This is a genomic window from Pseudomonas sp. 20-5, from assembly GCF_056782835.1.
The window spans coordinates 3,738,958-3,763,528 of record NZ_CM165584.1 but is presented as its reverse complement, the minus strand read 5'-3'; the positions used below and the strand labels follow the sequence as shown (position 1 = coordinate 3,763,528).

The 24,571-nt window shown below is 67.2% G+C and carries 25 protein-coding genes; 18 read left to right on the top strand and 7 right to left on the bottom strand.

Annotated elements, in window-relative coordinates; genetic code table 11:
- Positions 1–2 precede the first annotated feature (2 nt).
- From tssH to AC1RB9_RS17210, 10 genes are all read left to right on the top strand, one after another.
- Positions 3–2,636, top strand: coding sequence for a type VI secretion system ATPase TssH (gene tssH, locus AC1RB9_RS17255; protein WP_023464476.1), 2,634 nt, complete (start codon positions 3–5; stop codon positions 2,634–2,636).
- Between the two features lie 10 nt (positions 2,637–2,646).
- Positions 2,647–4,158 (top strand): sigma-54 interaction domain-containing protein, encoded by a 1,512-nt coding sequence (locus AC1RB9_RS17250; protein WP_003097799.1) that lies wholly within the window; start codon positions 2,647–2,649, stop codon positions 4,156–4,158.
- 88 nt (positions 4,159–4,246) lie between these two features.
- Positions 4,247–4,387, top strand: a complete 141-nt coding sequence (locus AC1RB9_RS17245) for a hypothetical protein (protein ID WP_003087614.1) — start codon at positions 4,247–4,249, stop codon at positions 4,385–4,387.
- Positions 4,388–4,404: 17 nt separating this feature from the next.
- A complete protein-coding gene (tagH, locus tag AC1RB9_RS17240) occupies positions 4,405–5,598 on the top strand; it encodes a type VI secretion system-associated FHA domain protein TagH (RefSeq protein ID WP_003097796.1) in 1,194 nt (397 codons plus the stop codon).
- Positions 5,599–5,603: 5 nt separating this feature from the next.
- Entirely contained in the window at positions 5,604–6,110 is a 507-nt protein-coding gene (tssJ, locus tag AC1RB9_RS17235; protein ID WP_003122875.1) for a type VI secretion system lipoprotein TssJ, read from the top strand.
- Positions 6,107–7,438: a type VI secretion system baseplate subunit TssK gene (tssK, locus tag AC1RB9_RS17230; protein WP_003097790.1), complete on the top strand. Its 1,332-nt coding sequence runs from the start codon at positions 6,107–6,109 to the stop codon at positions 7,436–7,438. Before tssJ ends, tssK begins: the two co-directional genes overlap by 4 nt.
- 2 nt (positions 7,439–7,440) lie before the next feature.
- On the top strand, positions 7,441–8,310 hold the full coding sequence (icmH, locus tag AC1RB9_RS17225) for a type IVB secretion system protein IcmH/DotU (RefSeq protein WP_003087622.1): 870 nt from the start codon (positions 7,441–7,443) through the stop codon (positions 8,308–8,310).
- A 15-nt stretch (positions 8,311–8,325) separates the two neighbouring features.
- Positions 8,326–11,853: a type VI secretion system membrane subunit TssM gene (tssM, locus tag AC1RB9_RS17220; RefSeq protein WP_003449977.1), complete on the top strand. Its 3,528-nt coding sequence runs from the start codon at positions 8,326–8,328 to the stop codon at positions 11,851–11,853.
- On the top strand, positions 11,853–12,581 hold the full coding sequence (locus AC1RB9_RS17215; RefSeq protein ID WP_003087627.1) for a PP2C family protein-serine/threonine phosphatase: 729 nt from the start codon (positions 11,853–11,855) through the stop codon (positions 12,579–12,581). The genes tssM and AC1RB9_RS17215 overlap by 1 nt, the downstream gene beginning before the upstream one ends.
- Positions 12,578–13,567: a serine/threonine-protein kinase gene (locus AC1RB9_RS17210; protein ID WP_003097784.1), complete on the top strand. Its 990-nt coding sequence runs from the start codon at positions 12,578–12,580 to the stop codon at positions 13,565–13,567. The genes AC1RB9_RS17215 and AC1RB9_RS17210 overlap by 4 nt, the downstream gene beginning before the upstream one ends.
- Before the next feature lie 27 nt (positions 13,568–13,594).
- On the opposite strand, the gene AC1RB9_RS17205 is transcribed toward AC1RB9_RS17210, so the two are convergent.
- The gene (locus AC1RB9_RS17205) at positions 13,595–13,975 is read right to left on the bottom strand and encodes a VOC family protein (protein ID WP_003114616.1); all 381 of its coding nucleotides are present in this window, start codon (positions 13,973–13,975) and stop codon (positions 13,595–13,597) included.
- 245 nt (positions 13,976–14,220) lie between these two features.
- Here AC1RB9_RS17205 and AC1RB9_RS17200 point away from each other — a divergent pair, with 245 nt between their 5' ends.
- Positions 14,221–14,682 carry a bacteriohemerythrin gene (locus tag AC1RB9_RS17200; protein ID WP_003087637.1) on the top strand — a complete coding sequence of 154 codons (462 nt, stop codon included), beginning with the start codon at positions 14,221–14,223 and terminating at the stop codon, positions 14,680–14,682.
- Between the two features lie 64 nt (positions 14,683–14,746).
- On the opposite strand, the gene folE is transcribed toward AC1RB9_RS17200, so the two are convergent.
- The 4 genes from folE to AC1RB9_RS17180 all read right to left on the bottom strand — a co-directional run bounded on the left by folE (position 14,747) and on the right by AC1RB9_RS17180 (position 17,073).
- Positions 14,747–15,292: a GTP cyclohydrolase I FolE gene (gene folE / locus AC1RB9_RS17195; protein ID WP_003087639.1), complete on the bottom strand. Its 546-nt coding sequence runs from the start codon at positions 15,290–15,292 to the stop codon at positions 14,747–14,749.
- Between the two features lie 77 nt (positions 15,293–15,369).
- Positions 15,370–15,927 (bottom strand): Smr/MutS family protein, encoded by a 558-nt coding sequence (locus AC1RB9_RS17190; protein WP_003087642.1) that lies wholly within the window; start codon positions 15,925–15,927, stop codon positions 15,370–15,372.
- 56 nt (positions 15,928–15,983) lie between these two features.
- Positions 15,984–16,304, bottom strand: coding sequence for a hypothetical protein (locus tag AC1RB9_RS17185; RefSeq protein ID WP_003087644.1), 321 nt, complete (start codon positions 16,302–16,304; stop codon positions 15,984–15,986).
- Positions 16,305–16,476: 172 nt separating this feature from the next.
- Complete coding sequence (locus tag AC1RB9_RS17180) at positions 16,477–17,073, bottom strand: cysteine hydrolase family protein (protein WP_003103179.1); 597 nt, start codon at positions 17,071–17,073, stop codon at positions 16,477–16,479.
- A gap of 170 nt (positions 17,074–17,243) precedes the next feature.
- On the opposite strand from AC1RB9_RS17180, the gene prmB reads away from it, so the two are divergent.
- On the top strand, positions 17,244–18,158 hold the full coding sequence (prmB, locus tag AC1RB9_RS17175) for a 50S ribosomal protein L3 N(5)-glutamine methyltransferase (RefSeq protein WP_003087648.1): 915 nt from the start codon (positions 17,244–17,246) through the stop codon (positions 18,156–18,158).
- A 24-nt stretch (positions 18,159–18,182) separates the two neighbouring features.
- Here prmB and AC1RB9_RS17170 read toward each other — a convergent pair whose 3' ends face one another.
- Entirely contained in the window at positions 18,183–18,962 is a 780-nt protein-coding gene (locus tag AC1RB9_RS17170) for a hypothetical protein (protein ID WP_003087649.1), read from the bottom strand.
- Between the two features lie 77 nt (positions 18,963–19,039).
- Positions 19,040–20,023: an alpha/beta hydrolase gene (locus tag AC1RB9_RS17165; protein ID WP_023103278.1), complete on the bottom strand. Its 984-nt coding sequence runs from the start codon at positions 20,021–20,023 to the stop codon at positions 19,040–19,042.
- Positions 20,024–20,130: 107 nt separating this feature from the next.
- Here AC1RB9_RS17165 and aroC point away from each other — a divergent pair, with 107 nt between their 5' ends.
- From aroC to AC1RB9_RS17135, 6 genes are all read left to right on the top strand, one after another.
- A complete protein-coding gene (gene aroC, locus AC1RB9_RS17160) occupies positions 20,131–21,222 on the top strand; it encodes a chorismate synthase (RefSeq protein ID WP_003087653.1) in 1,092 nt (363 codons plus the stop codon).
- Between the two features lie 43 nt (positions 21,223–21,265).
- Positions 21,266–22,417 carry an MFS transporter gene (locus tag AC1RB9_RS17155; protein ID WP_003449986.1) on the top strand — a complete coding sequence of 384 codons (1,152 nt, stop codon included), beginning with the start codon at positions 21,266–21,268 and terminating at the stop codon, positions 22,415–22,417.
- Positions 22,414–23,031 carry a methylthioribulose 1-phosphate dehydratase gene (locus tag AC1RB9_RS17150; protein ID WP_003103182.1) on the top strand — a complete coding sequence of 206 codons (618 nt, stop codon included), beginning with the start codon at positions 22,414–22,416 and terminating at the stop codon, positions 23,029–23,031. The genes AC1RB9_RS17155 and AC1RB9_RS17150 overlap by 4 nt, the downstream gene beginning before the upstream one ends.
- A complete protein-coding gene (locus AC1RB9_RS17145; RefSeq protein ID WP_003087656.1) occupies positions 23,028–23,573 on the top strand; it encodes a 1,2-dihydroxy-3-keto-5-methylthiopentene dioxygenase in 546 nt (181 codons plus the stop codon). Before AC1RB9_RS17150 ends, AC1RB9_RS17145 begins: the two co-directional genes overlap by 4 nt.
- Positions 23,574–23,644: 71 nt before the next feature.
- On the top strand, positions 23,645–24,322 hold the full coding sequence (gene mtnC / locus AC1RB9_RS17140; protein WP_003103183.1) for an acireductone synthase: 678 nt from the start codon (positions 23,645–23,647) through the stop codon (positions 24,320–24,322).
- Between the two features lie 48 nt (positions 24,323–24,370).
- A complete protein-coding gene (locus AC1RB9_RS17135; protein ID WP_003103184.1) occupies positions 24,371–24,562 on the top strand; it encodes a PLDc N-terminal domain-containing protein in 192 nt (63 codons plus the stop codon).
- Positions 24,563–24,571 lie beyond the last annotated feature (9 nt).

Below are 24,571 nucleotides of genomic sequence, written 5' to 3'. Positions count from 1 at the left end.
GGATGAGCATGATCAACGTAGACCTGCAACAACTGATTCAGGCGCTGGATGCCGACACCCGGCGCGACCTCGAAGGCTCGGCCGAGCGCTGCGTAGCCCGTGGCGGCAGCAAGGTACTGGTGGAGGACCTGTTGCTGGGCCTGCTGGAGCGTCCCCAGGGACTGCTGGCGCGCGCCCTGCAGGATGCCGCGGTGGACGCCGGCGAACTCAACGCCGCGTTGCAAGCGCGGGGCGAGCATAGTGCCTCGCGCAATCCGGTGTTCGCGCCCGAGCTGGTGCAGTGGCTGCAGGATGCGCTGTTGCTGGCCAACCTCGAACTGGGCCGTAGCCAGATCGACCAGGCGGCATTGATCCTGGCCCTGCTACGCAACCCGTTGCGCTATGCCGGCAGCCGCTACCAGCCGCTGCTGGCGCGGCTCGACATCGAGCGGTTGAAGGATTTCGCGCTCTCGCAGCCGCTGGAGGGCGCGCCCAGCGGCAAGCCGGGCGGCGGCGAGTCCCTGTTGCAGCGTTTCACCCACAACCTTACCCAGCAGGCGCGCGACGGCAAGCTCGATCCGGTGCTCTGTCGCGACGGGGCTATTCGCCAGATGGTCGACATCCTGGCCCGTCGGCGGAAAAACAACCCCATCGTGGTCGGCGAGGCCGGCGTCGGCAAGACCGCCATCGTCGAAGGCCTGGCCTCGCGGATCGCCGCAGGGGAAGTGCCGCCGGCGCTGAGGGACGTCGAGCTGTTGTCCCTCGACATGGGCCTGTTGCAGGCCGGTGCCAGCGTGAAGGGCGAGTTCGAGCGGCGCCTGAAAGGCGTCATCGACGAAGTGAAGGCAGCGCTCAGGCCGACCATCCTGTTCATCGACGAGGCCCATACGCTGATCGGCGCGGGCGGTCAGGCCGGCGGCTCGGATGCCGCCAACCTGCTCAAGCCGGCCCTGGCACGTGGCGAGTTGCGCACCATCGCGGCGACGACCTGGGCCGAATACAAGAAGTATTTCGAGAAGGACCCGGCGCTGGCCCGGCGCTTCCAGCCCGTGCAGTTGCATGAGCCGAGCGTTGCCGAGGCGGTGACGATCCTGCGTGGCCTGGCCCGGGTTTACGAGGAAAGCCACGGTATCTACCTGCGCGACGACGCGGTGGTGGCCGCCGCCGAACTGTCCGCCCGCTACCTGGCGGGTCGCCAGTTGCCGGACAAGGCCGTCGACGTCCTCGACACCGCCTGTGCGCGGGTGCGCATCAGCCTGGCGGCGGCGCCGGAGAGTCTCGAGCGCCTGCGCGGCGAGCTGGCCGAAGGCGAGCGCCAGCGCCAGGCCCTGCGCCGCGATGCCGAGGCAGGCCTGCCGATCGACCACGATACCCTGCAGGCGCTGGAGGAGCGCCTGGCCCAGGCGGAAAGCGAGCGGCACGTACAGGAGGACCAGTGGAGCCGCCAGCGCGAACTCGCCGAGCGCCTGCTCGCCCTGCGCCAGCAATTGGCCAGGGCCCGCGAGGCGAACCGGGAAGAGCAGGGCGGCGAGGCGGACGCGGAGACTTTCCCGGCCGACGAGCATGGCGGTGTCGAAGCCCTGGAAAAGGCCCTTCACGAAACCCGCCAGGCGCTCGCCGATGCCCAGGCCCAGGGGCGGCTGGTCAGCTTCGAGGTCTGCCCGCGCCTGGTTGCCGAGGTGATCGGCGCCTGGACCGGCGTACCGGTGGAACAACTGGCGCGGGAACACAACGCCAAGGTGATGGGGTTCGCTGACGACCTGCGGGCGCGGATCCGTGGCCAGGAACAGGCGGTCAGCGCCCTGGACCGCGCGATGCGCGCCACCGCGGCCGGGCTGAACAAGCCCGATGCGCCGGTCGGCGTGTTCCTGCTGGTGGGCCCGAGCGGGGTGGGCAAGACCGAGACCGCGCTGGCGCTGGCCGACCTGCTGTATGGCGGCGAGCGTTTCATCACCACCATCAACATGTCCGAGTTCCAGGAGAAGCACACCGTCTCGCGCCTGATCGGCGCGCCGCCCGGCTATGTCGGCTATGGCGAGGGTGGCATGCTCACCGAGGCGGTACGCCAGAAGCCCTATTCGGTGATATTGCTGGACGAGGTGGAGAAGGCCGATCCGGACGTGCTCAACCTGTTCTACCAGATCTTCGACAAGGGCGTGGCCAACGATGGCGAAGGGCGCGAGATCGATTTCCGCAATACCTTGATCCTGATGACCTCCAACCTCGCCAGCGAGCACATCGCCGCGCTTTGCCAGGACGGCGCGCGGCCTTCCGCCGAACTCCTGGAGGAAACCATCCGGCCGGCGCTCAGCCGGCATTTCAAGCCGGCGCTGCTGGCGCGCATGCGCGTGGTGCCTTACTACCCGGTGGGCGGCCCGGTACTGCGCGAGCTGATCGAGATCAAGCTGGAACGCCTCGGCGAGCGTCTGGCCCGCCGTCAACTGGCTTTCGACTACAGCCAGGCGCTGGTGGACCACCTGGCCGAGCGTTGCACCCAGAGCGACAGCGGCGCACGGTTGATCGACCACCTGCTGGACACGCACCTGCTGCCGCTGGTGGCCGACCGTTTGCTGGAAGCGATGGCGCGCGACGAGCGTCTCGAGCGGGTCCATGCGACGCTGGGCGAGCACGGCCGCGTGCTCTGCGAGTTCGCCTGAGGTGGGTGCGATGTTCAGCCGCGTACCGCAACCCCTGGCCTTCGCCGAAGCCCTGCTCGCTCAGTTCGGCGCGCTGTCGCGGGAAACCGACATCACGGCCCTGCTGGGCGGTTTCGCACGCGCAGTCGGCGAACTCAGCGGCTGCGAGCTGAGCCAGTTGTATCTGCTCGACCAGACCCATACCGCGCTCACCCTCAACGCCGAATGCCGGGACGGCCTGTTGCAGGCGCTGGAGCCGTCGAGCCTGCCGGCGGACTACACCGGCGAGCAGTTGCTGCAGTTCGCCCTGTGCCAGAACCGCGTGGTCAGTCTCGTCGACCTGCCGTCGCGGCTGCACGAGACCGGCTTCCTGCCGGCAGGGGAGCAGCCCTGGCTGTCCCTGCTCTGCGTTCCGCTGGTGAGCCCGGAGAAAACGGTCGAGGGCATGGTGGTCTGCGCTACCCGGCGCCCACTGGACCTGCAGGGATTCGCCCATCCACTGGGCCAGCTGGGCTCGTTCGTGCTGGCCCAGCTGCATCTGCTGCAACGCCTCTCGCAACCCTCCGGCGAGCCGCAGGGACCGTCCAGCGCACCGGTGGTCAGCGGCTACGGGCTGATCGGCAGGAGCGCGGCGATGCGTGAGACCTGCCGCCTGATCAGCAAGGTCCTGCACAACCCCTATACCGTGTTGCTGCAGGGCGAGACCGGCACCGGCAAGGAGGTGGTCGCACGGGCGATCCACGAGTACGGCCCGCGGCGTGCACAGGCATTCGTGGTGCAGAACTGCGCGGCGTTTCCGGAAAACCTGCTGGAAAGCGAGCTGTTCGGCTACCGCAAGGGCGCCTTTACCGGTGCCGAGCGCGATCGTCCCGGGTTGTTCGATGCCGCGGATGGCGGAACCCTGCTGCTCGACGAAATCGGCGACATGCCCCTGTCGCTCCAGGCCAAGCTGTTGCGCGTGTTGCAGGAAGGCGAGATTCGCCCGCTCGGCGGCAACGACACGCACAAGGTCGATGTACGCATCATCGCCGCTACCCACCGTGACCTCGCCCTGCTGGTACGCGATGGCAAGTTCCGCGAAGACCTCTACTACCGGCTGGCGCAGTTTCCCATCGAGTTGCCGCCGTTGCGCCAGCGCGAGGGCGACGCCCTCGAACTGGCCCGGCATTTCGCCGAGCGCGCCTGCGTGTTCCTGCGCCGCGCGCCGCTGGGCTGGTCCGCGGAAGCGCTGGAACTGCTCGACGGCTATGGCTTTCCCGGCAACGTTCGGGAGCTGAAGGGACTGGTGGAATGCGCGGTACTGCTCTGCGAAGGCGAGGTGCTGCTGGCCGAACACTTTTCCCTGCGCGCGCCCCCGGAAGCGGAGGCGCCGCTCAAGCTGCGCGAGCATCTGGAGCAGATCGAACGGGACCTGCTGCTCGCCTGCCTGCGCAGGAACGCTGGCAACCAGACCCTCGCCGCGCGCGAACTGGGTCTGCCGCGACGAACCCTGATCTATCGCATGGGACGCCTGAACATTCATTTCGGCGATCCCCGGACCTGAAGCCCATGATCGAGATTTCCTTCCAACCAGCCCAGCCGGGCGCGCGCCTGGAGCGCGGCGTCCGCGGCCCTTCCATGGAGACTCCCTGATGCCTGTTCGTCACTGGCCCGCCGTGCTTCTGGCCCTGGCCGTCCTCTGCGGCCTCGCCGGTTGCAGCGGCAACTACAAATTCAACGACGGCGACTATCGCCCGCTTGGCGATCCGCAGGCGGTCAATCGCGGCAAGTGACCGCAAGGAGCGATCTCATGGAACTGGTATTGGAAATGCTCAGCGCCAAGCAATTCGTACCGACAGAGCTATGCAGCAAGACCTTCGGCAGGAACGGCGGCCTCATCGGCCGCGGCGGTGAGTGCGATTGGGCGATTCCCGATCGCAAGCGGCACCTGTCCAAGCAGCATGCGCGGGTCAGCTATCGCAACGGCGCGTTCTACCTGACCGACACCAGCAGCAACGGCATCCGCGCCGGCAACGGCAGCCGCCTGCCGCATGGCGAGCCGCAGCGCATCGAGCAGGACAGCGTCTTCCTGCTCGGCGACTTCGAGATCCGCGCGCGGTTGCTGCGCGAGCCCGACGAGCTCGCCATGGACGTCGGGCGGCCGCAGCCGGCGGGCAGCATCATTCCGGACGATGCCTTCCTGGCCCTCGATCCGTTGCAGGCGCTCGACCAGGACGGTGCAGATGCCTACGAACTCGACGACCTGAGCGCGATCGCCCAGCCCAGTCATGAGGCCGGGGCGCGTGCGGACTACGCGCGGATCGACATGGAAAGCCTGGTCGTACCGGAGCTGGTGCCCGCCCCGGCGGCTCCGCAGGAACCCGTGGAAAGTCCGCGTCCGGGTCGCGACGAAGCCTTCTGGCAGCGTTTCGGCCAGGCCCTGGGAATGGACCTCGAAGGCCTCGACGGCGCTGCGCGCGAAGCGCTGGCGATCGACGCCGCCGGTTTGCTGCGGCAGTGCATCGGCGGCTTGCAGCAGAGCCTGCGGACCCGCAGCGAACTGAAGAACGAACTGCGCCTGTCGCTGAGCACATTGCGCGATACCGGCAAGAATCCCTTGCGCTTCAGCGCCGATGCCGGCGAGGCGCTGGGGCATCTGCTACGGGATGGCAAGCCTGGCCAGTTGAGTGGCGAACAGGCCGTCGCACGCAGTTTCCGCGACCTCCAGGCGCACCAGGTGGCGCTGCTCGGCGCCAGCCGGGCGGCGGTGCGCGCGACCCTCGAGCATTTCTCGCCGCAGCAGCTGGCCCTGCGTTTCGAGCGCGACGGTCGCCGGCCGTTGCTGGCCACCTCGGGCAGCCGCTGGCGTGCCTACGGTCGCTACCACCAGTCGCTATGCCAGGACGACGATTGGAGCGAGCGTCTGTTGGCGCGTGATTTCGCCCAGGCCTACGAAGAGCAGGTTCGCCTGATTTCCACCCTCTACACCGAGCACCAAGGATGATCGCCATGTCTCGTCGCCCGATCCCGCCAGCCAGGGCGCTGGCCATGCTCGCCGTCCTGGCGCTGCTGGCCGGCTGTTCCACGCTGTCGCCGTATTCCAGACTGACCAAGCTCGACCTCGCCCTGAGCGCCGGCGAGCGGGTCAATCCCGACCTCAATGGCCGGCCGTCGCCGGTGGTAGTGCGGCTGTTCGAGCTGAAGCACCCGGTGGCGTTCGAGAACGCCGACTTCTTCAGCCTCTACGAACGTCCCAAGGAGACCCTGGACCCCGACCTGGTGACCAGCGAGGAGCTGGAGCTTCGTCCCGGCGAGCGGGTCGAACTCAAGCTCAGCGTGGGGGAGGGGAGCCGCTACGTGGGCGTGCTCGCCGCCTACCGTGATCTCGGCGAGGCAAGCTGGCGCTACGTGGTGCCGGTCACGGCGAAAGAGCTGACCCGGGTAGAGCTGAAGCTGGGCCAGAAGGGCATCCTGAATGCCGGCGAACTGCTCGGCAAGGCGGGTGACGCGCGATGAACGTGCACAAGATCGTCTGGCAGGAAGGCATGCTGCTGCGCCCGCAGCACCTGCAACACAACGACCGCTACTACGACAACCAGATGAAGGCCCGGACCCAGTTGCTGGGCAGCTACAACTGGGGCTTCCTCGCCCTGGAGCTGGACCGCCAGTTCCTCAACATGGGCAAGCTGGTGATCAGCCAGGCCTCCGGCGTATTGCCCGACGGCAGCCTGTTCGAACTCGGCGGCAACACCGAGCCGCTCGCCCTCGACGTGCCGCCCAATACCTCGAACGTGCCGATCTACCTGGCCCTGCCGCTGGTCACCGGCAACCACATCGAGGCGCGCCGGCCGGAGCAGGCCGAGGTCCTGGCGCGCTATACCGCCTACGACCTGGAGGTGGCGGACTCCAACGCCGGCGAGGATTCCATGGTGCAGGTCAGCTGCGCGCGGCCGGATTTTCGCCTGCTGCTCGGCGAGCAGCAGAGCGACCAGGCCTACGTCAAACTGAAGGTGGCGGTGGTGCTGGATACCACGCCGGACGGGGTGATCAGCCTCGACCCCGACTTCGTGCCGAGCTACCTCCACGCCCACGCATCCGCCTACCTGCTGTCCTGCCTGAAGGAGGTGATCAGCATGCTCGGCCATCGCGGCGACACCATCGCCGAGCGTATCCGGTCCAATGGCAAGGTCGGCGGCGCGGAGGTCGGCGATTTCATGATGCTGCAACTGATCAATCGCACCGAGTTGCTGCTGCGCCACTACCTGGGATTGGAGCAGGTGCATCCGGAGCAGTTGTACCGGGTGCTGCTGACCATGCTCGGCGACCTCGCCACCTTCGGCAGCGAGAGCAAGCGTCCGCGCCTGGACAGCCGTTACCAGCACAGCGACCAGGGCGCCAGCTTCCGCAGGCTGATGGAGGCGATCCGCCAGGTCCTGTCGATGGTGCTCGAGCAGCATGCCATCGAACTGCCTCTCCAGGCCCGCCAGTACGGCATCCTGGTCTCGCCCCTGCACGACCACAAGCTGCTCGGCAGCGCCTCGTTCGTGCTCGCCGCCAGTGCCAATTGCGAGTCGGAGGAACTGCGCCAGCGGCTGCCCGCGCATCTCAAGGTGGGTGCGGTCGAGCACATTCGCCAACTGGTCAACCTGCACCTGCCGGGGATCCGGGTCAAGCCGCTGCCGGTGGCGCCGCGGCAGATCCCGTTCCACTCCAACAAGACCTATTTCATTCTCGAACCCAACGCCGAGGACATGGCCCAGCTGGAGCGCTCCGGCGGTTTCGCGTTCCACGTATCCGGCGAGTTCTCCGAGCTTGAACTGAAATTCTGGGCCATCAGGAACTGAACATGATCAAGGAAAGGGAATACCACGAGGACGAGAAGACCGTCCTCCTCGATCACCAGGGACAGGTACCGGCCCAGGGGCCGCTGACCGATTTCGCCGAACCGCCGCGCTTCGAGCAGCTCGAGGAGCGGATGATCTACGCGGCGCGCCTGCGTCCGGGCGAGGCCTTCAACGTCAGCCTGAACCCGCTGGTGGCGGCGGCTTCCGAACTGCTTTCGGAAGTGGTCCGGCTCAAGCACAGCACCGTGCTGGAGAACCTTGCGGCGCTCAAGGAGCGGTTGACCTCCGCCATGAAGCTCTTCGAATTCCGCGCCGTGCAGGATGGCGTGGAAAACAGCCAGGTCATGGCGGCGCGCTACGTGCTGTGCACGGTGGTCGACGAGGCGGTGGTGACCACCCCGTGGGGCAACGAAAGCGAATGGTCGAAGATCAGCCTGCTGAGCAGCTTCCATAACGAGACCTTCGGCGGCGAGAAGTTCTTCCAGTTGCTCGACCGGCTGTCGAAGAACCCGGTCAAGCACCTGCCGATGCTGGAGCTGATGTACCTCTGCCTGGCCCTCGGCTTCGAGGGCAAGTACCGGGTGATGGCTCGCGGCGTGCTCGACCTGGACGGTATTTCCGATGCGCTCTACCGGCAGATCCGCCAGTTGCGCGGCGACGTGCCGCGCGAACTGTCGCCGCACTGGCAGGGGCTCAGCGACCAGCGTCGCGGCCTGGTGCGGATCGTGCCCTGGTGGATGGTGGCGCTGTTCACCCTGGTCTGCCTGGTGGTGATGTATTCGGGATTCGCCTGGGTTCTCGGCGAACAACGCGACACGGTGCTGCAGCCTTACCAGTCGCTCGATGCGGCGGCAGGACAGCCCGGTTCGTAAACACAGGGACGCGAAATGAAAAACTTCTTCAAGAAAGTCGGCGCCTTCCTGCGCAAGACGTGGGTCTGGACGCTGTTGCTGGTACTCCTGGCGGCATTGCTGGTGTGGTTCGTCGGGCCGCTGCTGGCGGTCGCCGACTACAAGTTCTGGGAAAGCCCGACCTCGCGGTTGCTGAGCATCAGCCTGATGTTCCTGGTCTGGGGGCTGGCGATGGTCTTCGTCAGCTGGCGCGCCGGAGTGCGGCGCAAGGCCGTCGAGGACAGCGACGAGGGCCAGGAGCGCCTGCGCCGCGACGGTCTGATCGAAGACGAACAGAAGGAATTGCGCAGCCGCTTCAAGGACGCCTTGCGCACCCTGAAGACCTCCAGCCTGTACCGCGGCCGCAGCGAGCGCTGGCGCAACGAGCTGCCCTGGTACCTGCTGATCGGCCCGCAGGGAAGCGGCAAGACCAGCCTGCTGGACTTTTCCGGACTGGAATTCCCGATCAACCGGATCGACCGCAAGCTGACCCGCGACACCGCCGGCACGCGCTACTGCGACTGGTACTTCGCCGACCACGGCGTCCTGATCGACACCGCCGGGCGCTACCTGACCCAAGCCGACGGCGAGGTCGACGGGGGCGCCTGGGCGACCCTGCTCGGCCTGTTGCGCAAGCGCCGCCGCGCACGGCCGCTGAATGGCGTGATGGTGTCGATTCCGGTGGAAACGTTGCTCAGCGACGACGAGATGGCGCTGGATACGCTGGCTCGCCAGGTGCGCGCGCGCCTGCAGGAAATCCAGCAGACCCTGCACCTCGATCTGCCGGTCTACCTGGTGCTGAGCAAGGCCGACCAGTTGCTCGGCTTCGACGAGTTCTTCGACCAGTTGAGCCGCGAGGAGAGCGACCAGGTTCTGGGCACCAGCTTCGGCAAGGAGCAGAACGGCACCGATGTGACGGTTCTGCGCCAGGCGTTCGAGGACCTTCTGCGACGTCTGAACAGCCAGGTGATCATGCGCATCCACCAGGAGCGCGATACCCTGCGTCGCGGTCGCATCCTCGACTTCCCGCACCAGCTTGGCCAGATCGGCGAGCGGTTGTGCCTGTTCGTCGAACTCGCCTTCACTGGCAATCGCTACCAGCGCGCCAGCCGCCTGCGCGGCTTCTACCTGACCAGCGCGCCGCACCTGGCCCAGCAGCTGGATGAAGACACCGCCGGCATCGGCGCCAACCTGGGGATCGCCAGCGGCCTGTTGCCGACCCTGCGCAACGGGCGCTCGCGCTTCATCCATCACCTGCTGAGCCAGGTGATCTTCCCCGAGGCCAACCTGGCAGGTCTCGATCGCCGCGAACGCACGCGCATCCACTGGGGCCAGCGCGCCCTGTACGTCGGTTCGCTGGCGCTCCTTCTGCTATTCGGCCTGCTCTGGGCTGGCGGTTTCTCGGCCAACCACGAGCGCCTGGAGCGGCTACGCGAGCTGGCGCAGCAATGGACCCAGCAGCGCCAGGCGCTTGGCGAGCGCGATGACGCCATGGCGGCGCTGAAGACGCTGGATAGCAGCTATGCGGCGACCACCGTGTTTCCGCCCAAAGGGGAAGTCTCGCTGCACGAGCGCGCCGGGCTGTACCAGGGCAACGAGGTCAACCCGCCGCTGGCCGCGGCCTATCGCCGCGAGCTGGAGACGCAACTGCTGCCGCGCGTGGCGCGGATGCTCGAAGCGCAGATCCGCGGCAACATGCAGAATCGCGAACGCCTGCTCAACAGCCTGCGGGCCTACCTGATGCTGAATCTGCGCGAGCGCCGCGAGAACGGATGGCTCAAGGACTGGGTGGCTACCGACTGGTCGCAGCGCTATGCCGGCAACGGCACCGTGCAGAATGGCCTGAACACGCATTTCGCCCGTCTGCTCGAGCAACCGTTCAGCTATCCGCTGAACGAGACCCTGGTGGCCCAGGCACGCCAGGTGCTGCGCAGCGAGTCCCTGGCCAACGTGGTCTACCGGGTGCTGCGCGAACAGGCGCGAAGCCTGCCCGAGTATCGCTTCGGCCAGCACCTGGGGCCGCAGGCCGGTCTGTTCGTCGGCACCGACTACGTGATCCCGGGGTTCTACACCCAGCAGGGCTACCAGCAGTACTTCGTGGTCCAGGGCGCCAGCCTGGTCAACGACATCCTTCGCGACAACTGGGTCCTGGGCGAGGGCAGCGGGATCAGCGACATGGACCTGCGGCGCCTGATGGTCGAACTCGAGCAGCTGTATTTCCGCGACTACGCGAACTTCTGGAGCGAGGCGGTCGGACGCCTGGGCCTGCTGCCGTTCAACGATGCCGGCGAGGGCGCCGACCAGGTTTCCGGGCTGCTCGCCGCCAACTCGCCGATCCTCCAGTTGTTGCTGGAGGTCCGTGAGAACACCCGTTTCCCGGTCCTGGCGGAGAGCGCCGAGGCGCTGGCAGAGGCCAGCGACAAGGCCGCGGAAAAGGGCGGCAAGCTGGGCAAGGCGGCCGCCGCGGCGGCCGGCAAGGCCAGGGACGCGTTGGCGAAGAACCTGCCGGATACCGCGAAGAAGTCCCTGCAACGCCGCTTCGAGCCCCTGCATCGCCTGCTCGACGATAACAACGGCCCGGCGGCCGACCTCACCCCGCTGTTGCAGGCGCTCAACGAGTTGCAGTTGCAACTCGCCGGACTGGCGCGCGCCAGCCAGCCGGAGCAGGCGGCTTTCGACATGGCGAAGAGCCGCATGGGCGGCCAGCGCGATGCCCTGAGCAACCTGCGCAACGCCTCCGCGCGACTGCCGCGACCGCTCGGCGGATGGTTCAGCGTGCTGGCCGAAGACGCCTGGCGGCTGGTCCTCGGCGATGCCTACCTGTACCTCAACCAGCGCTACCAGAGCGAGCTGTACGGTTTCTACAGCAAGGCGATCAACAAGCGCTACCCGTTCAACGCGCACAGCGCCAGCGATGTCGCGGTCAGCGATTTCCGCGAGTTCTTCAAGGCGCAGGGCGTCGCCGAGCGCTTCTTCGAAACCTACATGCGGCCCTTCGTCAGCGGCGACCCGGGCAGTTACCGCCTGCGCAGCGTGGACGGTTACAGCCTGCCGATGTCCAAGGTCTATCTCGACCAGATGGGCACGGCCCAGGTGATCCGCCAGAGCTTCTTCGCCGAGAACCCGGCCGAGCCACAGGTGCGCTTCCGCCTGGAGCCCTATACCCTCGATCCTGGCGTCAGCCGCGCCGAGTTCCGTTTCGACGGTCAGTCCATGGAGTACCGCCACGGCCCGATCGTGCCGATGTCGTTCAAGTGGCCCAGCGACGCCGACGGCGGCCGCACCAGCCTGGTGCTGGAGAAGATGGCCGGACGACCGGTGGGAATCGAACGCAATACCGGGCCCTGGTCGCTGTTCAGGCTGTTCGACCTGATGCAGACCGAGTACCTCAGCGGGCGTGACGTGATGGTGCTCAAGGCCGACCTGGGCGGCCTGCGCGCCAACTACCTGCTGCTCGCCCAGCGCACGCCGAATCCGTTCGATCTCGCGGTCCTGCGCAGCTTCCGCATGCCGGTGCAGCTCTGATGCAACGCACCGAGCCCTGGCGCAGCGCGGCACGCACGGATCGCGGCAAGGTCCGCGCGCGCAACGAGGATGCCTTCCTGGACTGCCCGGATCGCGGACTCTGGGCGGTCGCCGATGGCATGGGCGGGCACCAGGCCGGCGACCTGGCCAGCCGGATGATCGTCACCAGCCTGGCGGAACTGCCGGCCCGGGCGGGATTCGACGAGCGCCTGAACGCGATGCGCCAGTGCCTGCACTGGCTCAACCGGCGCCTGGGCGAGGAACTCACCCTCAGCGCCGAACGCGGCGACAGGATCATCGGCAGTACGGTGGTGGCGCTGGTCGTGGAGGGTTCGCGGGCGGCCTGCGTGTGGGTCGGCGACAGCCGCTGCTACCTGTGGCGCGGCCAGCGGCTGTACCAGCTGTCCCGCGACCACTCGCTGTTGCAGCGACTGGTCGACGAACGGCGGATGGATATCGAGCAGGCCCGCGCCTATCCCTCGGCGCGCGCGCTGACCCGTGCCGTCGGCGCCAGCGAACAACTGGTGCTGGACGTGTTGGAACTGGAGGTGCATCCCGGTGATGTCTTCCTGCTCTGCAGCGACGGGCTCTACGAAGAGCTGAGCGCCGATGCGCTGGGTCGCGCGTTGAGCCTGGCATCGCCGCAGGTGGCGGTGGAGCGGCTGTTCGACGGTGCCCTGAGCGGCGCCGCACGGGACAACCTGACGGCCGTGGTGATCCGCCAATGAACGAACCGCTGTCGTCGCTGGAGCTGCTGCCGGAGGAGGAGGGCGGCGCGAACCTGACCTATTTCGCCTTCGCCGCCCCGACCGCCTCGGCGCCGGACCTGCCGGCGGTGTTGCCCGGTCCGCTGCCGGACGTTCTTTCCGGACGCTACCGTCTGGAGCGGATGCTCGGCGCCGGCGGCATGGGGACGGTCTACCGTGCCCGAGACCTGCTCCATGAGCAGTTCGGCGACCCGGCGCCGCTGGTAGCGCTGAAGCTGCTCAACGAGTCGGTCGCCGAGTCACCCGACGCCAGCGCCTTGCTCTATAGCGAGTTCGCCCTGACCCGGCGCTTGCGCCATCCGAACGTCGTGCGTCTGTTCACCTTCGACGTCGACACCGCATGCCAGCGCGCCTACATCGTCATGGAACTCATGCCTGGCCTGCCGCTCGACCGCCTGCTCTGCGAGCGTCCCGAAGGCCTGCCCTGGTCCGAGCTGAGCGCGATCGCCCGGCCGTTGCTGGATGTTCTGGCCTACGTCCACGAACAAGGAGTACTGCATGGCGACCTGAAACCGAGCAACGTGATGCTCGGCGAAGAGGGCGTGCGGCTCTTCGACTTCGGCCTCGGCCAGGCGCAGGCAGGCATCCTGGATGGCCTGCCGCAGCTCAGCCGGGGCCGCATCGACGCCTGGACTCCGGGCTACGCCGCTCCCGAACTGCTCGAGGGCGCGCCATTGTCGCCGGCGGCCGACCTGTATGCGCTGGCCTGCGTCCTCTACGAACTGGCCGACGGTCGCCATCCGTTCCGCCGCCTGCCCTCGAACCAGGCCCGGGAGCAGGGGCTGGAGCGCCAGCTGCGCGCGCCCGGACACCTGCCTCGGCGCTGCTGGCCGGCGCTGCGTACCGCCCTGAGCCTCGACCCCGAACGGCGCTGCATCGGCGTCCGCGAATTACAGGAAGCGCTGGGCGCGCGGCGTTCCTGGCTGGCCGGCGTTCTTGCCCGTTGAGCCGGCGGCGCTCGGTTTGCAGGACCTCTACGGCCGCTCTCCGCAAGCGCTCTGCAGGGCGATACGATTGCCTTCGCTGTCCCTGATCTCGGCGATGAACACGCCGTCGCCAAGCGGCGTCTTCGGGAAGAGGATTTCGCTGCCTTCGCCGAGGGCCCGGGCAATGACGGCATCCAGGTCCGCGACATTCAGGTAGATGATCGCCCCATGTAGCGTAGGCACGTAGACGTCACCCTCGGCGAGTGCGCCGCTGGCACCGTCACGGCCTTCCTCGAAGGGGAAATGCGCCATTCTGCTTCCGTGCAGGGTGGCTACCTCGCCGAACGCCACTCCGAACACCGAGGCGTAGAAACGCATCGCCCTCTCCAGGTCGGACACCGGTATTTCCACGTGCGCGATCAGGTTCATTTCCTTCCTGTCCTGTCGGGACCACTGGTGACGCCGCTTTCCGGCGACGATGGCGGATGTTCAGCCGCGCGAAACCGAGCGGATCGAGCGGGCATGCCGCCGCGAGGGGGGCGAATGAATTCATGCGAAATTCATTAACATCTTGTCCCGCTTGACCGGCGTCAATACCCGTACTGCGTCACAAAAATACCCTGGCCCCAGGCCGTTCGGAAAGGCCGTTCGCTGTTCGCTTGGGGGAAGTCATCATGGCGCATCTGGTCTGGCAGGATGACCTGAATACCGGTATTCAGGTCATCGACAATCAACACAAACGCATCGTCGAGATGATCAATCACCTGCACGACGCCCAGCAAGGCAAGGAACACGCGGCGATCGCCGAGGTGATCGAGGAGCTGGTGGACTACACGCTGTCGCACTTCGCCTTCGAGGAAACCCTGATGGAGGACGCCGGCTACCAGTTTTCCCGGGCGCACAAGAAGATCCACGAGCTGTTCATCCGCCGGGTCTCCGAATACCGGGTGCGCTTCCAGGCCGGCGAGGATGTCGGCGATGAACTCAAGGGCTTGCTCTCGCGCTGGCTGTTCAACCACATCCGCAACGACGACGCCGGATATGTGGATGCGGTACGCCACAGCATGTCCGAACTGGTCAAGGACAAGAGCGAGGGCGGTTGGTTGTCGCGCTCGATGAAGCGCTTCTTCGGCTGATCGCCGGGGAAGGAAACGCAAAACCGGCCCAGTGGGGCCGGTTCTTTCGCCAGCGGACCTGGCCTCAGCGGATCAGGCTGAGGAATTCGCTGCGGGTGGCGGCGTTGTCGCGGAATTCGCCGAGCATCACCGAAGTGACCATGGACGAGTTCTGCTTTTCCACGCCGCGCATCATCATGCACATGTGCTGGGCCTGGATCACCACCGCGACGCCGAGGGCGCCGGTGACCTGCTGGACCGCCTCGGCGATCTGCCGGCTCATGTTCTCCTGGATCTGCAGGCGGCGGGCGTACATGTCGACGATCCGCGCGACCTTCGACAGGCCGAGCACCTTGCCGTTCGGGATATAGGCCACGTGGGCCTTGCCGATGAAGGGCAGCAGGTGGTGCTCGCAGAGCGAGTACAGCTCGATGTCCTTGACCAATACCATTTCGCTGTTGTCGGAGCTGAACAGGGCACCGTTGACGACTTCTTCCAGGCTCTGTTGGTAGCCGCGGCACAGGTACTTCATGGCCTTGGCGGCACGCTTGGGCGTGTCCAGCAGACCTTCGCGGTTAACGTCCTCGCCGAGCTGGGTGAGGATCGAGGAGTAGTGTTGTTCCAGGGACATGGGCGTTCCAGTCAGACGATTACCAGCGCGGAGGGTAGGACGTCGCCGGGCCGCTGGCAAGACTCGGCGCTTGCCGGCTACTCGTCGCGGCCTTCGAGCATGGTCCTGCGCAGCATCACGTAGACCGAGCCGGTGCCGCCGTGGCGTGGCAGGCAGGAGGTGAAACCGAGCACCTGCGGGTGCTGGCGCAACCAGGTATTGACGTGGCTTTTCACCAGCGGGCTGCGTCCGTCCTTGCGCGCGGCCTTGCCATGGGTCACGCGCACGCAGCGGATTTCCAGGCGGGTGGCCTCGGCAAGGAAGTCCCATAGCGTCTGCCGGGCCTTCTCCACGCTCATGCCGTGCAGGTCGAGGCTACCGTCGAAGGGCACCAGGCCCTGCTTGAGCTTGCGCAACTGGCTTTCCTGGACGCCGTCGCGGGCCCAGGACAGCTCGTCCTCGGGGCCGACGTCGATGACGAACTGGTCGGACAGGCCATCGACGCGGATTTCGTCGTTGCGCACGCTGGCATTGAGCTGGCGTTGCTTGAGTTGCTGGCGGTCGTTGCGAGGTTTGCCGGTATCGGCTCGATCGACCGAGATGCGCTTGACGCCGCGCATCTCGCTCTTGAACAGGGAAAAGTCGTCGTCTTGCATGGGAGCCTCCGCGAAGCGGCGCAGTTTACCGGATCGGCCGGACGCCGGCAGCCCGCTCAGTCGCGCTTTTTCATCAGGTTCGGCGACAGGCTCAGGTCGCTGTTGCGGCGGCTGCGGCGGCGGCTGAAACGCCAGAAGAACACGCCGAGGCAGAGCGACAGCAGGCCAAGGGCCAGCAAGACGCCGCCAGCGGCGGGTTCGATATGCAGCATGCCGACAGCCGGCTGGCGGCCGATCAAGGCCGAGGTGCCGGCCAGCGACAGCAGCACGCCCAGGCTCGCCACCAGGGCCGCGAACGCCGCCGCCAGGCGCCAGCGCCAGACTCTCGGCCGGCGCGGGCGCAGCCGGCGCGCATCGAAACTATCGGACAACTTCATCCCGACTTCCTCGTGTGTCATCGGGGCTAGGACCGGAACCTTCCGGCCGGGTTCCCGGATTCCCGGGAGCCGTGGGCAAACCGTGCGCCACTCGTCTTCTCGCCGCAAGCCATGGCCCTGCAGGCAGACTAGTCCTCCGCAGGGCGGGACGGGAGGGCGGCTGGATGGGCGGTCAGAGAAGTTCCCGGGCCTGGGCGACGATCGCCGCGAAGTTGTCGCCGAGGGCGGCGATCTCGGCGCGTTGCAGGTCCGCGGCGCTCAGGACCCCGCCGTTCAGGGTGGGTATGTCGCGGGTGGCGCAGGCGCTATCGGCGAGGGTGCAGCGGTAGCCGTAGTCCTTGGCCGCGCGCACGGTGGTGCTGACGCTGGAATGGGTCATGAAGCCGCAGACGATCAGGTCGAGACGGCCGTGGTTCTGCAGCAGGTCGTGCAGCTCGGTGCCGGAGAAGGCATTGGGCAGGCGTTTCTCCACGACCTTTTCCCCGGCTTCCGGTTGCAGTTCCGGGAGGAACTGGCCGCGCGGCCCTTGCGGATCGAACAGGCCGCCCTGGATACCCAGGTGGCGTACATGCACGATGGGCGTACCGCTGGCGCGGGCCGCCTGCACCAGCACGCCGATCTCCGCGGCGGCGGCGTCGAGGCCTGGCAGGCGCAGGGCGCCGCTGCGGTACTCTTCCTGGGCATCGATGATCAGCAAGGTGCTCTGCCGAAGGGGGGCTGGCGGGTAGCCGCGTCCGCTGATCTGCAAAAGGGTGAGCGGATGAGGCATGTCACTACTCCTGAGAAGGCACATGCCTTTCATTCTGGCCCCTATCGGCGAGCCTGTGAACCTTTGCCGCATGCGCACTAAAGTGGTATGGACTTCCCGCGCTGGAGGCCAGCTCCGGCGCGATCGGCTAGAATGTCGCCCTTTTGTGCGTTGCGAGGAGCAATTCCGTCATGTCCGAGTCCCGTCTGCTCACCCTGCGCGACTACATCCGCTGGGCTGTCAGCCGTTTCCACGCCGCCGGCCTGTTCTTCGGTCACGGCACCGACAATGCCTGGGACGAGGCGCGCCACCTGGTTCTGGGCTCCCTGCACCTTCCCTGGGAAATTTCTGACAGCTACCTGGATTGTCGCCTGGAAGACGATGAACGCGCCGAGTTGGCGGAGATCCTCCGGCGGCGCATCGAGGAACGGATTCCGGCGGCCTACCTGCTGGGCGAAGCCTGGTTCTGCGGGATTCCCTTCAGCGTCGACGAACGCGTGCTGGTGCCGCGCTCGCCTATCGCCGAACTTATCGAACAGCGCTTCGCGCCCTGGCTGCCGGCCGAGCCGGCGCGAATCCTCGACCTCTGCACCGGTTCCGGCTGCATCGGCATCGCCTGCGCCTATGCGTTCGAGCAGGCGGAGGTGGTGCTCGCCGACCTGTCCTTCGATGCGCTGGAGGTGGCCAACGTCAATATCGAGCGCCACGACCTCGGCGAGCGGGTCTACACCGTCCAGGGCGACGGTTTCGCCGGGCTTCCCGGCCAGCGCTTCGACCTGATCGTGTCCAATCCGCCCTACGTGGATGCCGAGGATTTCGCCGACATGCCGGCGGAGTTCCATCATGAGCCTGAACTCGGCCTGGCCTGCGGCGACGACGGCCTGGACCTGGTGCGACGGATGCTCGCCGAGGCGGCCGACCACCTCAGCGAGAAAGGCCTGCTGATCGTCGAGGTGGGCAACAGCGAGGTCCATGTGCAGGCGCTGTATCCGGAAGTGGACTTCACCTGGCTGGAGTTCGAGCACGGCGGCCACGGGGTGTTCATGCTGTCCGCCGCGCAGTGCCGCGAGCACCGGGAACTGTTCCGTTCGCGCTTGGAAAAGTGATCGGAGGCGGCTGGTGCCGCCGGTTCAGTGAGTGGCGATCCAGATCAGCAGGCCGGCCTGGAACACCGCGAAGGCGGTCAGGCAGGCGATGGTGAAGCGCAGGCTGGTGTCGTCGCGGCGGTAGTGGTTGATGCGCTGTTCCAGTTGGCGGATCTCCGCATCCTGGGCCTGCAGGGTCTGCTCGGCCTGTTCCAGCATCGCCGCGGCGTCCAGCAGCGGCACGATCTGCACCTTGTCCTTGTGCCAATCGCTGTGCAGCTCACTGACCCGGCCGGCGCTGTAGCGGGCCTTGAGCAACCGCTGGTCCTCATAGCTGACGTCGAAGCCCTGGGCGCGGATGAAATGGTCGCGGCGCAGGCGTGCGTCTTCGGTCAGGCCATCCTTCAGCGCCAGTGCGCCGCCTTCCACCTTGTAGTGGGCCCAGCGTCGTTGCGCCCAGGCGATCGCCTGGGCCAGCAGGAAACGGCCCAGCCCGCGGTTCAAGGGTTCCAGGCTGAGCCCGGCGTCCGAACCGAAACGCACTTCCTTGTTGCGATGATCGGCCCAGACCTCCAGCAGGTTCTGCTCCTTGCGCAGCATCAGGCCTGGCACCTGGATGCTCAGGCGCAGCAGGCTCTGGTCCGCGCTGTGCCGTTCGACCCTGCCGAGCTGGACGAAGCGCAGGGGGCGGGCGCCGGTCGCGCGGTCGGTGGGCAGTGGCGCCAGGCGGAGCAGGCGGAAATGCTCCGGGGCCAGTTCGGCCCAGGGGTGCGGCGGTTTCTTCTCGGCTTCTTCTGCGGCCGGTTGGGTATCGCTATCGATCATCGGACATCCTCTGGCCGGCCGCCTTCACGGGCCGGCTTTCAGAACTTGTCGGCGCGGGAAGCGATTTCTGTAGCGGCTCAGCGGCCTTTTTCCGCCTCTGCGCCGCGCAGGATGAAGCGGCTGACCGCCTCGACCAGTTGCCGGGCCAGCGGCAGGTTCGGGTCGTTGTAGGCGGAAAGCTGCTGGAGACCGGTGCTCGGGGCGATCCGCAGGATGTGGTTCATGCCGTCGATGAGCACCAGTTGCGAGTCGGGCTTGGCTCGCTGGAGCGCCTCGGCGTCGGCGACGCCGACCTGGATGTCATTGCGGCCCTGGACGATCAGGGTCGGGATGCGCAGGCGGCCGAACGCGCGGGCCGGGTCTTCGCGGAACAGCGAGATCAGGTACGGCTGCACGCTGGGGCGGAGCAGGCTGGCGAGCGCCGGCGGGATATCGCCGCGGGTCTCGCCGGCCTTCAGCGAAGCCAGCACCGAGTCGGCCTGGCGCAGTTGTGCCGGCGGCAGGCGACCGCGCAGTTGCTCGCGCAGCACCCGGTCGATGGGTTGGCCGCTGCCGGCGATGGCGATCAATTCCTCGGCCGGCGTGCGAGGCGCCGCCAGGCTGGCGATCAGCGCGCCTTCGCTATGGCCGACCAGGATCAGCCGGGAGAAGCGCGGGTCGCGGGCCAGCCGCTCGCTCCAGGCGACCACGTCGTCGACATAGACGCCGACGCTGAGGTCTTCCTCGCGCGGCGCCGCCGCCAGGCTGCGGGCGACTCCACGCTTGTCGTAGCGCACGCTGGCGATTCCGCGTTCGGCCAGGGCCTCGGCGAGACGCAACAGGTAGCGGTTGTTGCCGCCGAAGGGGTTGTTGCCGTCGCGGTCGGTGGGACCGGAGCCGGCGACCAGCAGGACCACCGGCGGCGGCACGGCGCTGCGCGGCAGCAGCAAGGAGCCGCGCAGCACGCCGTGCCCGGTGTCCAGGTCGTAGGGGCGGTGCAGGATGCTGTTGGGAGCGGCGTGGGCCAGGCTGGCGAGCAGGCAGAACAGGGCGAGGAAGGCGCGCGGCATGGAGGTCTTCATGGGCCGATGATAGCGCTTTGATCGCGTCCTCCGGGGAAGGTTCGCAGGCCCGTCCTTGACGGGTATACTCCGATGTCTTTCCCTCTCGTCCTCACGCGGAGCCTCGCATGTCCGGCAACACCTACGGCAAGCTCTTCACCGTCACCACCGCAGGCGAAAGCCACGGCCCGGCGCTGGTCGCCATCGTCGATGGGTGCCCCCCGGGGCTGGAACTGTCCGCCCGGGACCTGCAACGCGACCTCGACCGGCGCAAGCCCGGCACCAGCCGGCACACCACCCAGCGCCAGGAAGCCGACGAGGTGGAGATTCTTTCCGGGGTGTTCGAGGGCAAGACCACCGGCACGCCGATCGGCCTGCTGATCCGCAATACCGACCAGAAGTCCAAGGACTACTCGGCGATCAAGGACCTGTTCCGCCCGGCCCACGCCGACTACACCTACCACCACAAGTACGGCGTGCGCGACTACCGCGGCGGCGGCCGTTCCTCGGCGCGCGAGACCGCCATGCGCGTGGCCGCCGGGGCTATCGCCAAGAAATACCTGGCGGGCCTGGGCATCCAGGTGCGCGGCTACATGAGCCAGCTCGGGCCGATCGAGATTCCGTTCAGGAGCTGGGACAGCGTCGAGCAGAATGCCTTCTTCAGCCCCGACCCGGACAAGGTGCCGGAGCTGGAGGCCTACATGGACCAATTGCGCCGCGACCAGGATTCGGTCGGGGCGAAGATCACCGTGGTTGCCGAAGGCGTGCCGCCGGGCCTGGGCGAGCCGATCTTCGACCGCCTGGACGCCGAACTGGCGCATGCGCTGATGAGCATCAACGCGGTGAAGGGCGTGGAGATCGGCGCCGGCTTCGCCAGCATCGCCCAGCGCGGCACCGAGCACCGCGACGAACTGACCCCGCAAGGCTTCCTGTCGAACAATGCCGGCGGCATCCTCGGCGGGATCTCCTCCGGCCAGCCGATCGTCGCCCACCTGGCGCTGAAGCCGACCTCCAGCATCACCACTCCCGGCCGTTCGATCGATACCGCCGGCGAGCCGGTGGACATGATCACCAAGGGCCGTCACGACCCGTGCGTCGGCATCCGCGCCACGCCGATCGCCGAGGCGATGATGGCCATCGTCCTGCTCGACCAGTTGCTGCGCCAGCGTGGGCAGAACGCCGACGTGCGCGTCGACACGCCGGTCCTGCCGCAGCTGTGAGGGCTGTGGCAGGCCGCGGTGCGGGACGGGTGAACGGCGGATCGTGACCAGCGCGGTTCCCTACTGGCGCCTGTCCAGCTTCTATTTCTTCTATTTCAGCCTGCTCGGCGCCACGGCGCCGTTCCTCGCCCTGTATTTCCATCACCTGGGCTTCCCCAGCCCGCGCATCGGCGAGCTGGTGGCGATTCCCATGCTGATGCGTTGCGTCGCGCCCAACCTGTGGGGCTGGCTGGGCGACCGCAGCGGCCAGCGCCTGGCCATCGTGCGCTTCGGCGCGGTATGCACGGCGCTGGGCTTCTCGCTGATCTTCGTCAGCCACAGCTACGCCTGGCTGGCCTTGGTGATGGCGTTGCACGCGTTCTTCTGGCACGCCGTGCTACCGCAGTTCGAGGTCATCACCCTGGCCCACCTGCGCGAGCGCAGCGCCAGCTACAGCCGGATTCGCCTGTGGGGCTCGATCGGTTTCATCTGCACCGTGGTCGGTCTCGGCGCGCTGTTCGAGCGCCTGAGCCTGGATGTCTACCCGGCGACGCTGCTGGGTATCATGCTCGGCATCGTGCTGTGCAGCTGGTGGGTGCCCAATGCCCAGCCGGCCCATCGCGAACCGCGCGAAGGCGAGGGCGGCTTCCTCGCCCAGTTGCGCCAGCCGGGCGTGCTGGCGTTCTACCTGTGCGTGTGCCTGATGCAGCTGTCCCATGGGCCGTACTACACCTTCCTGACCCTGCACCTGGAATCGCTGGGCTACAGCCGGGCGCTGATCGGTCTGCTCTGGGCGCTGGGGGTGGTCGCCGAGGTCATGTTGTTCCTCGCCATGCCACGCCTGCTGCAACGTTTCAGCCTGCGCCAGGTGCTGGCCGCGAGCTTCCTGCTGGCGTCGTTGCGCTGGCTGCTTCTCGGCAACCTGGCCGACAGCCTGGCGCTGCTGGTCTTTGCCCAGACGCTGCATGCCGCCACCTTCGGCAGTTTTCATGCGGCTGCCATCCATTTCGTGCAGCGTAGCTTCGGCCCGCGCCAGCAGGGCCAGGGCCAGGCCCTGTATGCTGCGCTGGCCGGTACCGGCGGAGCCCTGGGCGCGCTGTATTCCGGCTATAGCTGGAGCAGCCTGGGCCCTGCCTGGACCTTCGCCATCGCCAGCCTGGCAGCCTTGCTGGCAGCCGCTATCATCAGTACCCGTTTGCAAGAGGTGCGGGCATGAACGACAACCGTGAACAGCTGACCCAGCAGATCATCGACGCCGGCCGGTTCCTCTACGGCCGCGGCTGGTCGCCGGCGACCAGCAGCAACTACTCCGCGCGCCTGGACGAACAGCGCGCGCTGCTCACCGTCTCGGGCAAGCACAAGGGCCAGTTGGGCTTCGACGACGTGCTGGCCACCGACCTGGCCGGCAACAGCCTGGAACCGGGCAAGAAACCCTCGGCGGAGACCCTCCTGCACACCCAGCTGTATGCCTGGAACCCGGCGATCGGCGCGGTGCTGCATACCCACTCGGTGAATGCCACCGTGCTTTCCCGCCTGGTCCGCGGCGACCGCCTGGTGCTGCAGGACTACGAACTGCAGAAGGCCTTCGCCGGGGTCACCACCCACGAAGGCCAGGTCGAGGTGCCGATCTTCGACAACGACCAGGACATCGCCCGCCTGGCCAGCCGCGTGCAGCCCTGGCTGGAGGCGCATCCGCACTGCCCGGGGTATTTGATCCGCGGCCACGGGCTGTACACTTGGGGCGCGCGCATGAGCGATGCCCTGCGTCAGGTGGAAGCTTTCGAGTTTCTGTTCGAGTGTGAACTGAAAGTACTGAGTCTGAGCCGATGAGCAGCCTTACCGTCTATCACGAGAACCAGCCGGAGCAGCCGCTGAAGCTGCTGACCCATGCCGAGGACATCGCTTCGACCCTGGCCGAGGTCGGCGTCCGTTTCGAACGCTGGGAAGCCGCCGCGCCGATCGCCGCCGGCGCCAGCCAGGACGAGGTGATCGCCGCCTACGCCCACGAGATCGAGCGGCTCAAGCGCGAGCGCGGCTACATCACCGTGGACGTGGTCAGCCTGAACAGCGACCACCCGCAGAAGGCCGAATTGCGCGCCAAGTTCCTCGACGAGCACCGCCATGGCGAAGACGAGGTGCGCTTCTTCGTCGCCGGGCGCGGCCTGTTCGTCCTGCATATCGAGGAGCATGTCTACGCCGTGCTCTGCGAGCGCAACGACCTGATCTCGGTGCCGGCTGGCACCCGCCACTGGTTCGACATGGGCGAGCACCCGCATTTCGTCGCCGTGCGCCTGTTCAACAACCCGGAGGGCTGGGTCGCCCAGTTCACCGGCGACGACATCGCCAGCCGCTTCCCCCTGCTGGAAGACTGAGCGAGGCACCGTCCCATCCGTCACCATCCGCGCCCCCGGTCCTGCCGGGGGCGGTTTCATCCGGAGTCCGCATGACCATCAAAGCCATCCTCACCGACATCGAAGGCACCACCAGCGCGGTCAGCTTCGTTTTCGACGTGCTGTTTCCCTATGCCGCCCGGCACCTGCCGGACTTCGTCCGCGAACACGCCGGAGAGACCGAGGTAGCCGCACAGTTGGCGGCGGTGCGTGCCGAGAGCGGTGAGGCGGACGCCGATGTCGAGCGGGTGATCGCGATCCTCCTGCAATGGATCGCCGAGGACCGCAAGGCGACGCCGCTGAAGGCCCTGCAAGGCATGGTCTGGGCCCAGGGCTACCGCGACGGTCAGTTGAAGGGCCACGTCTACCCGGACGCGGTGCAGGCGCTGCGCGAGTGGAAGGCCCGTGGGCTGGACCTGTACGTCTATTCCTCCGGCTCGATCCAGGCGCAGAAGCTGATCTTCGGCTGTTCCGAGGCCGGCGACCTGGGCTCGCTGTTTTCCGGCTACTTCGACACTACCAGCGGGCCGAAGCGGGAAAGCGCCTCCTATGCGCGGATCGCCGGGGCCATCGGCCTGCCGGCCGCGGAAATCCTTTTCCTTTCCGACGTGGTGCAGGAACTGGATGCCGCGCGCGACGCGGGCATGCGCACGCTCGGCCTGGCCCGCGAAGGCGGCAGCCTGGACGGCCATCCGACGGTGGCCAGCTTCGCCGACATCCTCGTGGAGTGAACGCGCCGGCTATCCTGAGGGAACACTCTTGCTCGGGAGCATCGCGCCATGGGTTCCACCCTCAGCGGGCTGATCAGCCTGGTCATCCTGGCCCTGGATATCTGGGCCATCGTCAACATCCTGAAAAGCGCTGCGGAAACCGGGATGAAGATCATCTGGGTCCTGGTGATCATCGTCCTGCCGGTGCTCGGCCTGATCATCTGGGCTATCGCCGGCCCGCGCGGCAACGTCAGGCTGTAGCCTCCCGCC